Origin of the sequence: Actinobaculum suis (genome assembly GCF_900102025.1) — a bacterium.
Lineage (GTDB): Bacteria > Actinomycetota > Actinomycetes > Actinomycetales > Actinomycetaceae > Actinobaculum > Actinobaculum suis.
Genome location: NZ_FNAU01000001.1, coordinates 294,024 through 305,466, shown reverse-complemented (window position 1 = coordinate 305,466; position 11,443 = coordinate 294,024). Strand labels below are relative to the sequence as shown.

6 protein-coding genes and 1 rRNA gene are annotated in these 11,443 nt (G+C 55.2%); 4 read left to right on the top strand and 3 right to left on the bottom strand.

Annotated features, from left to right (window positions below; all coding sequences use genetic code 11):
• From rrf to BLT47_RS01170, 3 genes are all read left to right on the top strand, one after another.
• Positions 1 to 92, top strand: a 5S ribosomal RNA gene (gene rrf, locus BLT47_RS01180); the annotation flags it as partial.
• A gap of 1,142 nt (positions 93 to 1,234) precedes the next feature.
• Positions 1,235 to 1,546 (top strand): cupin domain-containing protein, encoded by a 312-nt coding sequence (locus BLT47_RS01175; protein WP_197077832.1) that lies wholly within the window; start codon positions 1,235 to 1,237, stop codon positions 1,544 to 1,546.
• Positions 1,547 to 1,603: 57 nt separating this feature from the next.
• On the top strand, positions 1,604 to 2,608 hold the full coding sequence (locus BLT47_RS01170; protein WP_049619860.1) for an isocitrate/isopropylmalate dehydrogenase family protein: 1,005 nt from the start codon (positions 1,604 to 1,606) through the stop codon (positions 2,606 to 2,608).
• Positions 2,609 to 2,785: 177 nt separating this feature from the next.
• Here the strand turns inward: BLT47_RS01170 and acnA are convergent, their stop codons facing one another.
• The 3 genes from acnA to BLT47_RS01155 form a co-directional block, all read right to left on the bottom strand.
• Positions 2,786 to 5,521: an aconitate hydratase AcnA gene (acnA, locus tag BLT47_RS01165; protein ID WP_082160096.1), complete on the bottom strand. Its 2,736-nt coding sequence runs from the start codon at positions 5,519 to 5,521 to the stop codon at positions 2,786 to 2,788.
• On the bottom strand, positions 5,508 to 6,902 hold the full coding sequence (locus BLT47_RS01160; protein ID WP_065414849.1) for a citrate synthase: 1,395 nt from the start codon (positions 6,900 to 6,902) through the stop codon (positions 5,508 to 5,510). Before BLT47_RS01160 ends, acnA begins: the two co-directional genes overlap by 14 nt.
• 354 nt (positions 6,903 to 7,256) lie before the next feature.
• A complete protein-coding gene (locus BLT47_RS01155; protein ID WP_083329978.1) occupies positions 7,257 to 9,218 on the bottom strand; it encodes an OPT family oligopeptide transporter in 1,962 nt (653 codons plus the stop codon).
• Positions 9,219 to 9,683: 465 nt separating this feature from the next.
• Here BLT47_RS01155 and BLT47_RS01145 point away from each other — a divergent pair, with 465 nt between their 5' ends.
• On the top strand, positions 9,684 to 11,441 hold the full coding sequence (locus BLT47_RS01145; protein ID WP_083329966.1) for an ATP-binding cassette domain-containing protein: 1,758 nt from the start codon (positions 9,684 to 9,686) through the stop codon (positions 11,439 to 11,441).
• The last annotated feature ends 2 nt before the right edge of the window (positions 11,442 to 11,443 follow it).

Genomic DNA, 11,443 nt, shown 5'->3' with positions numbered 1-11,443 from the left:
GCCCGGTTTCCATTTCGAACCCGGTAGCTAAGGTCGCCTGCGCTGATGGTACTGCGCTCGGGAGGGCGTGGGAGAGTAGGTCGCTGCCGCCAAAAATATTTTTGTGGGTTTAGCGGGGATACTCTTTTTGGGGGTGGTTCCCGCTTTGCCTGTTTAACTGCTTGTTTGGCCTGCGGGCTAGTCTGTTTGGGCGTGGTTGCTGGTTGGTCTGCGGGCTAATCTGTTTGGTTGTTTGTTGTAGCTGGGTGGTTGGCTGGTTGGTCGGCTAATCGTGGCTGCTGGTCGGTTGGCTAGCTGTGGTTTTGTTGTTTGTTGGGGGCCTGGGTAGGCCCCCATTTTTTTATTTAACCGAAGTGCCCCAGATTTTCCCGTCTACTTAGACGGAAGAAAACCCTGGGCACTTCACCCTAAGGCAACCTCAACCGGGACCACGCCGCGAGACTTCGCAGATTGGGCGACCTGCCGGCGAATAAACCAAACGCGAGCTTATTCCCGACTAACTTCTTCCCGACTAGCTTCTTTCTGATCAGCGGCTTTCTGGAAGAGCTCGACAAACCTTGGAAGCAATAAAAATAGGGAAATTCCAAGGGCGATCCACCATTACTGCGTCACCTACTCGAACCCATCCTGAAGCGTCGGACCAGTATCAAGCCCATCCGCCACCAACGGCACATAGCGCGAGTGCGCTTGGGCCAATTCTTTTCGCCGTCCACCCCCGGAAAGTGAACATGGGGGTAGCATTTACGCCACAAGGCGGCGGCGTAGCTTATGTGTGGGTTTGCCCGCAAGTTGTCGACGTTTTCTAAGTGGCTTCCACGGATGGTGCAGTGGTTGTGAATTTGTATCCGACGGGTGTGTGGCCGCCGATAGCCTAGGCATCGCCCCACCCAGCCCGCCTTGGAAGCCGGTCCCGGCGCTTATAAAATAAACATGTAGGTCGGGGAGCAGCTGTAAGGGTAAGTGTGGTTACCAGGTGGAATTCTCAACCCGGTCAGCGTCGCAATCAGCTAATGAAATCGGGCACGAACGCATTACCTTCCCGAAGCGGAAGCTCCTTGCTCGGCTAGCCTAGGTGAGGCTAGCCTGACCGGTAAATACTAATGAGTCAATAGCCAAGGAGGCGCAAATGAACAATGCCAAATCAACGCACTGCCAGTGCAAAAGCAACGAAAAATCAGCTGACCAGGCGCAAAGCAATACCGGGTGCATGCAAACATCAAGCTTCCATACCGAGATGAGCACAGAGTTACCGCTGGTCAAAGACGCCATCACATCACGCGTACTCGTCGAGAACCAGCTTCTGAGCATTACCGAATTCACGATGGACGAGGGGCAGGCCCTGTCCGAGCACACCAGCACGTGCGCGGCGGTCGTAACAGTAGTCTCAGGCAACATACTTTTCACCATGAAAGGCGAGGAAAAGAACCTGGTGCCGGGCGACGTCGTATACATGCGGCCCCATGAACTACATGCACTCACTGCGGTAGAAGCAACCCGGTTCGTGCTCACACAAGTAAAGGTAGATGAGAATAAAAACCGTGAGTGACCAAAGCTAGATAGAATACTGAAGTTAGCTGGAGAAAAAACTGACTTAGGAGGCCTCATGGTAGCGATTACCGTTATTCCCGGTGATGGAATCGGTCCGGAAATTACGGCGGCGATGCAGAAGGTGGTCGAAGCTGCGGGTGCCGATATGCAATGGCGAACCGTTAAGGCGGGAGCGGAAGTATATGAGGAAACGGGTACCCTCATCCCTGATAACGTGTTTTCGAGCCTAGAGGAAACAAAGGTCGGTATTAAGGGGCCAATGACGACGCCGATCGGCACCGGTTTTCGTTCTGCAAACGTGGCCTTACGTAAACGGTACGATCTTTACGCAAATATTCGCCCGGTCATGAACTTGGGGGATGTGCCGGCAAAGTTCACGGATTTGGATCTGGTACTTTTCCGCGAGAATACGGAAGATCTATATGCCGGGGTGGAAGAGCAGATTTCGGAAGATGAAGCGCATTCGATCAAAATAATTACGCGGGCGGCATCGGAAAGAATCATTCGGCAGGCCTTTGAATATGCTCGTAATACGGGTCGGAACAAGGTAGCGGTGGTTACCAAGGCCAATATTATGAAGCTGACAGACGGCATGTTCTTGGAGTGCGGGCGGAAAATCGCGACGGACTACCCGGAAATTGAACTGCAAGAAGTGCTAGTGGACAACATGGCAATGCAACTCGTCATGAATCCCCACAAATTCCAAGTGATCGTGACCGAGAACCTCTACGGCGATATTCTTTCTGACCTGATGGCCGGGCTGATTGGCGGCCTCGGCCTGGTGCCCGGCGCAAATATTGGTGATGAGATGGCAATCTTCGAGGCCGTACACGGCACCGCGCCAGACATTGCCGGGCAAAATAAAGCCAACCCGACGGCGCTAATTCTCTCCGCGTGCATGATGCTTGACCATATTGGGCAAAAAACCTGCGCGGACCGGATTCGTGCCGCCATCCACGAGACTCTGCGCAATCCGGAAAACTACACGGCAGACCTCGGCGGTAACTGCGGCACCACCGAATATGCTGCCGCAGTAATCAGCAATCTACCCGCGAGCTAAATGAGGCGAGTGTAGGGTAAATCAGCTCGGCGGCGGCAGGATAAACCTGGCCGCCAGCAAGCTGCACAGCCATACACAAGAGCAGGCTAGAAGTACATAAGGTCCAATAAACCCGGTGGGGGTTGGGGAGGCGCTGCCGCGCCTCCCCAACCCCCACCGGGTTAACTAAAGCCTGAATTACGCTAGGGCTTTATTGCGGATTACGTAGGGCAGGATCCCAGCATTATGGTAGTAATCCAAATCGGCCGTGGAATCCAGGCGGGCTAAGGCCCTAAAGGAGGTTTCGGCTCCGGTCTCCGGATCCCGAGCCGTAACTTCAACTACTTCGTGGATTCCAAGCTTTTCTGGCAAAGCAATATCGAAAACTTCCGTGCCGGTTAGCCCGAGTGAATCGGCATCTTCTTCGCCCATGAACTCCAGCGGTAAAATCCCCATCATCACCAGATTAGCCCGATGGATACGTTCATAGGACCGAGCAATAACGGCCTTCACATTCAATAGGGAAGCGCCCTTCGCAGCCCAATCGCGCGAAGAACCCATACCGTAATCCTTCCCCGCGAGAATCACCAGGCCCGTACCGCTCTTCTTGTAACCCATAGCGGCGTCGTAAATCGGCATCACCTCGCCAGTAGGCCAATACGTGGTGTATCCACCAATTTTTCCGCCCGCGATCTGATTAGTCAGCCGGATATTCGCAAAAGTGCCACGCATCATCACTTCGTGGTTACCTCGCCGCGACCCGTAAGAATTAAAGTCGCGCGGTTCAACGCCCCGCTCTTGCAAATACAAGCCCGCTGGCGAAGTGGGAACGATCGCTCCGGCCGGGGAAATATGATCTGTAGTCACCGAATCGCCAAACTTGGCAAGTACCCGCAAACCAGAAATATCGGGAAGAGCACCGGTTTCCGGTTCCATATCTTCGAAATAGGGCGGATTTTGAATATACGTGGAATTCTCGTTCCACTCATAAACCTCGCCCGTGCCGGCCGGCAATGCCAACCATTGTTCGTTCCCCGAATATAGATCCGCGTACGTACCGGAATAGATATCCCGCGTGACAAAGCGGTGTACATAGTCAGCAATTTCTTCCTGCGTGGGCCAAATATCCCGCAGGAAAACCGGAGCACCCGCGGCGTCGTACCCGAGCGGCGTCGTAGAGAAATCAATATCGATCCGCCCCGCCAAGGCAAAAGCAATAACCAGCGGCGGGGAAGCCAGATAATTTGCCTGGATATCCGGATTAATCCGACCCTCGAAATTTCGGTTCCCGGAAAGCACGGAAGCTGAAACAATCCCGCTTTCAGCAATAAACTTCGACAGCTCCGGATGCAAGGGGCCCGAATTGCCAATACAAGTAGTACACCCATAGCCCACTACGTTGAAGCCCAAAGCATTGAGATACGGCGCCAAACCGGAATTAATATAGTAGTCAGTAACGGTTTTTGAACCGGGTGCCAAAGAAGTTTTCACATAGGCGGGGACCTGCAGGCCGCGCTGGGAAGCATTGCGCGCGATGAGACCTGCAGCCATCATCACATACGGGTTAGAAGTGTTAGTGCACGAGGTAATTGCGGCAATAAATATCGCACCGTGGCCGAGAGTGAAATGCTCTCCCTGGAAATCAAGCTGGGCAGTTTTACGCGCCTCTGCCTCGTCCAGTCCGAAACCTTGTGGTCCGGCCGGCCGGGTCAAAGTTTTGGCAAACTCTGATTCGACGTCCCGCAAATAAATGCGATCTTGGGGCCGTTTGGGGCCCGAAATTGCGGTCTGGATCTCTGCCAGATCGATGGAAACACGTGCCGAATAGTCGATACGCGCCGCCGGATCCGCCCACAAGCCATTGCGTTTCGCATACGCCTCCACCAGCGCAACCTGGCTTTCGGGCCGGTTCGTAACCCGCAAATAATCCAAAGTTTCCGCGTCAATCGGGAAGAAGCCCACGGTGGCCCCGTATTCGGGAGCCATATTCGAAATCGTGGCACGGTCCGGCAAAGTGAGGGCGCGGGCACCTTCCCCGTAAAACTCCACAAATTTACCGACCACGTTAAAGGCACGCAACTTTTCAGTAATAGCCAACACGAGGTCCGTCGCATTAACTTCAGGCCGGAGCTGGCCCGTTAGCTCCACTCCCACCACTTCCGGAAGCGGGTTGTAAGAGAACTGGCCGAGCATCGCAGCTTCGGCTTCAATCCCGCCCACACCCCAGCCGAGCACGCCCAGGGAATTTACCATCGGCGTATGAGAATCCGTGCCGAACACGGAATCCGGGGCGGCAATGCGCCGGCCCTGCGCGTCAGTATAAGTATCGATTACCTTAGCCAAGTACTCGATATTTACCTGGTGCACAATCCCCGTATTATTAGGGATCACCTTGAAATTATCGAAGGCATTCTGCGCCCACTTGATGAACTCATAACGCTCCTTATTGCGTTCGAATTCTTTCGCTTGGTTTTGCGCAATTGCCTCTTCCGAGCCAAAGAAATCCACCTGTACCGAATGGTCAATCACCAAATCCACCGGGATATCGGGATTGATGGCGCGGGGTGAAAAGCCAAGTTTGGCCATCGCATCGCGCATGGAAGCCAGATCCACGATTGCCGGCACCCCGGTGAAATCCTGCAAAATCACGCGCTGCGGACGGAAAGGATATTCTTCTTTAACCTGGGTATCTTGCCACCGCAAAAGGTGGCGAAGGTGGGAGGAAGTGACCCGGTCGGCGTCGTACTGACGCACCGCAGACTCCAGCAAAATCCGGATAGTATAAGGCAAGCGCGCCAGCTCAATGCCGGTATTTTCCGCCAGGCGCGGCAAATCATAGTACGTGTAGGTGGTAGTTTCCGCCGGTTCCAGGGAAGTGCTCTGGCCGGTAGTAACTTCGAGCGTGCTCGCGTACTTCTCCTTATCGAAGGTCATGATTGTGACCGCCCCTCTTTCTTTCGGAAATCGGAATGTACTGTGCATCTTCCTGCAAAGCAATGTAGGCCGGGCGCATAATTTTTCCGTCGGAGGTTTGCTCCAGGATATGTGCGAGCCAGCCGGCAATGCGCGCGGCAGCGAAGATCGGAGTGTAAAGCGTAGGCGGGATGTTCAGCATTTGGTAAACAATTCCCGAGTAGAGATCTATATTGGCGCAAATCTCGAAATCGGAGCCCTTCTTTTCCTTCATGAGCTGCCGGGTGATGGCCTCCACCCGCTGGGCCACATGCAAGCGTGCCAAAGAACGCGGATTGTTTTGCGCGAGCTTTTCCAGGCCGCGCTTTAGCAACTGGGCGCGCGGATCAGAAAGAGTGTATACCGCATGGCCCATACCGTAAATAATTCCGCTGCGATCAAAGGCTTTTCCGTCCAAAACCCGGCGCAAATAGGTTTCTATTTCGACGTCGCTACGCGGATCGGAAACATGTTCGAGAATATCGTCGATCATTTTCGTGGCTTTTAGGTTCGCGCCCCCGTGTTTAACACCTTTCAGGGAGCCGACGGCGGCCGAAATTGTGGAAAAGATATCGGTTCCGGACGAAGAAATAACGTTAGTGGTAAAGGCCGAATTGTTCCCGCCCCCGTGTTCGGCATGGACTACGAGGAGGAGGTCTAAAAGGCGGGCTTCCTCGGCCGTGTACTGGGTATCTTGGCGGACCATGTGCAAAATGTTTTCCGCGGAACTAGCGTAGATCGGCGCGTGCAAAACCAAAGACTGGTTGTTGTAATAATGTTGTTGGGCCATGTACCCGTAAGCGATCATGGTGGGCATCTTTGCCAGGATTTGCAGGCCCTTTTTCAGGAGCGATTCCGGGCTGGTGTTTTCCGGATCTTCACTGTAGGAATACAGCGCCAAAATCATGCGCTGCAAGTAGTTCATAATGTTATTCGAGGGCTGATTGAGGATCACATTCTCTTTGAAGTTTTCGGGTAAGTGCCGTTCATCATTGAGATAGGACTCGAACTCACGCAGTTCCGGCCACGTGGGGAGCTCATCAAAAAGCAGTAGGTAAACAACTTCCTCGTAGCCGGTATGTACATCCGTATCCAGGCCGGCCACGAGTTCTTCGACGTCGATCCCGCGGTAATACATTTTGCCCGGTTCGGGGATAACTTTTTCGCCTTCGGTGCGGTATCCGGTGACGCTGGAAATACGGGTAACACCCACGTTGACGCCGGTGCCATTTGCGTTGCGCAGGCCGCGCTTAACGTCGTATTTCAAGTATTCACGCGGCGATATTTTGCTCGCGCGCGCGGAAAGCTTGGCGTAATGCGCGAGCTGTTTCGTGGTCTCGTTACCTTTTCCGGACTCGCTCATGTCTTCCTCCTTGAAGGACCCTGCCCCAGAAAACTCGATTTAGTCAACCTGGATTTAGTCCCTGCCTCGTTCACCATGAAACAATGGTCAATAAAAGCAATCCTCAAGAAAGAGTAATGCGTAGTAAAGATTTTGTCCACTGATTCCAAGAGCCCTGCGCAGCTTGCGGAGCGCTAATCTCCGAAAAGGTACAAACCGCGGAATTGGTACCCAAGGTTGACCAATTCCGCGGTTTGCGTCCTTGTGTTTTCTGCTTGCGCACGGTTTTGCCGGGCCCGAACCCGCCTTGCTTCTGGAGTTTCAGGCGAAGCGAGCGTCAGGAAAGGCGCCTTAAACCGGCGTCGTAATTTCTAGTTATGTGGCGGAAGCCTTCTTCGCGGTAGTGCGGTAGAGATAGAAAATCGCTCCGCAGAAAAGCACGATGCCGAGGAAAAGCGCCGGGATAGCGAAGGAATCGCCCACTACGGCGAGGGGAGAATCGTTACCGGAGAAACCGATAATGGCCGCGTTTATCACGCCCCATAAGCTTTCCCCGACGATGAAACCGGTAGCGAGAAGCGTGCCGGTGCGTTTCTTCGCTCCGTCCGCATCACCGCTCGCCTGCACCCAGCGGTCATACAGCGCCCCAATTACCGCGCCAACCGCGATCGTAACCGTGGTACTCATCGGCAGGTAGATTCCCATACCCACGGCGAGCGCGGGCAGAGAAAGCTTCTCCGTTTTCGCTTTGAGTACTTCGTCGATAATGATGATTACGATGCCTATAATCGCGCCTAGTCCGAGCAGGCTCCAATCCATAGTGCCGCCCAAAACGCCGGCGGCAAGCGAAGAGATCAAGGTAGCTTGCGGAGCGGCCAGCGCATTTTTGCCGGCGCCTTCCATTCCCTGGAACCCAAAAGCGTTCGCCATCAAATTCAGTACTACCGGAATAATCAGGGAACCAAAAACGACGCCGATTACCAGCGCCACCTGCTGTTTCCACGGAGTTGCGCCGACCAATTGACCGGTTTTCAGATCTTGCAGATTATCGTTCGAAATCGTTGCGATACCGAAAATAATTGAGGTGACAAAAAGGGTGAAAGCGGTGAGCGCGAAGATTTCTTTCGCATCCGCCGGCCCGTACGTAAACCGCATGATCAGCGCCCCGAGCAGAACCACCAAGATTCCTACCCCGGAAATCGGTGAGTTTGAAGAACCGATCAGGCCGGCCATGTACCCGCACACTGCCGCCACCAAAATTCCGATGAGGAAGGTGACGATAACCGAAACCGCAATCAGTTTTAGTTCCGCGCCGCGCAGCACCGTATCTTGAATGAAATCCCAGAGCAGGAAAGCAATAGGGACCATGCACACCAAAATTACTCCGCCCACAATTCGGGCCGGAATGTCTTGCTCCGTCAGGTCTACTTTTTCGCCATGGGCGCGCTTTTGCGAAGAAGCAACCGAATCGCGAATCCCGCGATAGATCGGCCGGAGAACTTTAATCAGCGCCCACACCGCGGCCACCGCGATCACGCCGGCGCCCACAAAACGCACGTCATTAGAAAATACGGTGGAAAGCGAATCCGATAGGTTACCGGGATCGATCTGCCCTTGCGAGAACGTGGGGAGAAGCACGCCTACCCCAATAACGACGCCGACTATCATGGCCACGCCCACGCCGAGGCCAACCAGGTGGCCAATCCCGATGAGCGCGAAGGAAAAACCGAATCCGAGGGAAGTTCCGCCGGCACCAATTTTGAAGGCGCCGGAAATATTAGAGGCCGCCAACTTCATGGAACTGAGGATCGAGAAAGCGGCGGAAGCCAGACCCCCGGTAATAATCGCCCACATGCCCCGTTTATTTTCGGCCGTCCCCTTTTCGGAAGCACCAACTTTGAGGACTTCCGCAGCTGCCACGCCTTCCGGATATTTCAGGTCGGAATGCGTGACGAGAGCGCGCCGGAGCGGGATGGAGTACATGACGCCCAAAACGCCGCCTACCAGACATACCGCAACCGTGGTCCAGAAGGGGAATTCCGCCCACCAGCCGATCATAACAAGGCCGGGAATTACGAAGATAATCGCGGAAAGGGTGCCGGCCGCGGAAGCGATCGTCTGCACAATATTGTTTTCCTGGATCGTGTGCTTGGTACGAGCCAGGATGACCATGGAAATAACGGCTGCAGGAATAGAAGTAGCAAATGTAAGGCCGGACTTGAGGCCAAGGTAAACATTTGCTGCCGTGAAAACCAAGGTGATGATGCCGCCAATTACCACCGCGCGGAAGGTTAGTTCGCGAGGTGTGGAATTGCGAGCTGTGTGACCAGCATTAATGGGGGTTATTGCCCCACTGTCTGTCTTAGTGACGGGCAAGTGTGCTCCTTCTTATATATTGATAGCCGAATATTACAAATAGCGTAAAGCACGGTACGCGCCATTTTGCAACACCTCAAGGAGATCTCATAGAGAAGGACTTTCTGCCCAGGCGCTAAGATAATGCGGAGGGTCCGAAATGCGGAACGCGAAGCGGCGGGGTTAAATCGGAAGCGGCGGGTCTAAATCGGAAGCGGTGGGTCTAAAACGTAGGACGCACGAGAGGCGCACGAGAGGCGCACGAGAGGCGCACGAGAAATTGCGGCGCCAAAGATTGTGGCGCGAATAGCAGAAAGCCGCGGCGCGGAACCTCGGCGCGGAACCGCAGCGCAGAACCGTAGCGCGGAACCGTAGCGCGGAACCGCAGCACGGAACCGCAGCGCTAAACCGCGGCGCGAATAAGGAAGCAACACAGAAGGTGGAAGCATGAAAATAGAGCCGGGGCGAGTGGGGGCAGCCGCAGCGGGGGCCTGGCGGATTGCCACCATGGCTTTTCTGACGGCGGGTTTTACGGCCGGTGCCAAACTGGTTGCAGCAAGTGCCGCTACTTCTTCGCGCAGTACTTACCTGTGGGTGGCGGGTATTTGCATCGTGCTGGCCGGGTTGTGTGCCTTTGCGGAAAAGGGAACTGGTGGGGCGGCGGCCCGCGCTGAAGAACGCCGGCTGCGCCGTAGCCTGCTGGAACAAACGTTTGCGCTGTCCGCGGCGGGAAGTACAAAAGTTTATTCCGCGGGCCGCACGGTTCCGTTGCTTACGAGCATGGTGGAACGAGTAACTGAATATCGGCAAGGTTACCTTGGGGTAGCGATAGCTTCGTTACTTGTGCCCTTCGGAGTGCTTTTCTATATCGGTATCGCCATCGACCCCGTGGTTGGTTTCGGAGTGATGGTAGCGGTTCCCCTGATTCCGGTTCTGCTGGGCTTATTTATGCGGTTCTTTAGGAAATCTTCGGCGGCGAATCGGCGGCGTCGGGAGGAACTTTCCGCCGCGTACCTAGACGCTATTAAAAACATGAGTCTGATCCGGCTGTGCGGGGCAGGGGAGCGCGTGGAAAAGGAACTTGCCCGGCGCGGAGAAGCCAACCGCCTATCTATTATGCGGATTTTGGCGGGAAATCAGGTTGTGATTATCGTGGTAGACGGCTTGTGCGGGCTACTTCTGATCTGTTTGGCAACCGGTTTGGTGGTCGCGCGCGCCGCGGTACTCACCCCGGAAAGCGCTCTGGCCGCGGTTTTGTTGACCACCTTGTTGCTCGACCCGCTTTCCCAAGTGGCCGGGTTCTTCTACATCGGGATGGGAGGGCGTGCCGCCGCGCGGGCGATCTCGACCTACCAAAAAATCGACCCGCACGGGTCTGGTGGGCACCGTGATTCTCGTGGCCGCTCGGATTCGGGCGGGCCGGCCGCGGAGCTAGCTATTAGCGCCCAGGGCTTGAGTTTTGATTATGGGCGCGGGCCAGTTTTACGTGAGGTATCACTGGAAGTGCGGAGGGGCGAAAAAGTAGCAATCATCGGACCGAGCGGGGCCGGGAAGAGCACGCTTATGGGGCTTTTACGCGGGGCTCTGGCACCCCAAACCGGCACCATTCGGGTGGGCGTGGAAGTTGCCAGCCCGGGCGATCCGGGAGGGCTGCGGCAAGCCTCTGCGGTTGTTGCTCAAAAAACCTGGATGTTTACCGGAACGATTGCCGAGAATATGCGTTTCGCGGCGCCGCAGGCTAGCGAGGCCGAGATTTGGCAGGCGCTTTCTGCCGCGCATATCGCGGAAGAAGTACGTGCCATGCCGCACGGCTTGCAAACTTATATTGGGGAAGACGCCGCGATGCTCTCCGGTGGGCAAGCACAAAGAATCGCGCTAGCCCGCGCCTTGCTTTCGGGACGCAAGATTCTTCTTCTCGATGAACCCACCAGTCAAATTGATCTCGAATCCGAAGCGCACATTATCGACGCTATTTCCGGGCTGCCACCGGAGTGGACCGTGGTGCTGATTACCCATCGGAGCACTTTGGCTAGCCTGGCCGATACCGTGTACGAGATCGACGCCGGACGGCTCCAGCACGTTTCAAACTCGGTTGATTCCGCCGAGGCCCTACCGGCTACTTCCGCCGAATCTCTAGCAAGCGTGCAGGTAGAACCGTACATCGGGCACCACAGTCGATCCCGGCAGCGCGGGGAGGAAGAATAGAC

Coding starts and splice junctions, on each gene's coding strand:
- BLT47_RS01175 (WP_197077832.1), top strand. CDS start 1,235: ATGAGCACAGAGTTACCGCTGGTCAAAGACGCCATCACATCACGCGTA.
- BLT47_RS01170 (WP_049619860.1), top strand. CDS start 1,604: ATGGTAGCGATTACCGTTATTCCCGGTGATGGAATCGGTCCGGAAATT.
- acnA (WP_082160096.1), bottom strand. CDS start 5,521: ATGACCTTCGATAAGGAGAAGTACGCGAGCACGCTCGAAGTTACTACC.
- BLT47_RS01160 (WP_065414849.1), bottom strand. CDS start 6,902: ATGAGCGAGTCCGGAAAAGGTAACGAGACCACGAAACAGCTCGCGCAT.
- BLT47_RS01145 (WP_083329966.1), top strand. CDS start 9,684: ATGAAAATAGAGCCGGGGCGAGTGGGGGCAGCCGCAGCGGGGGCCTGG.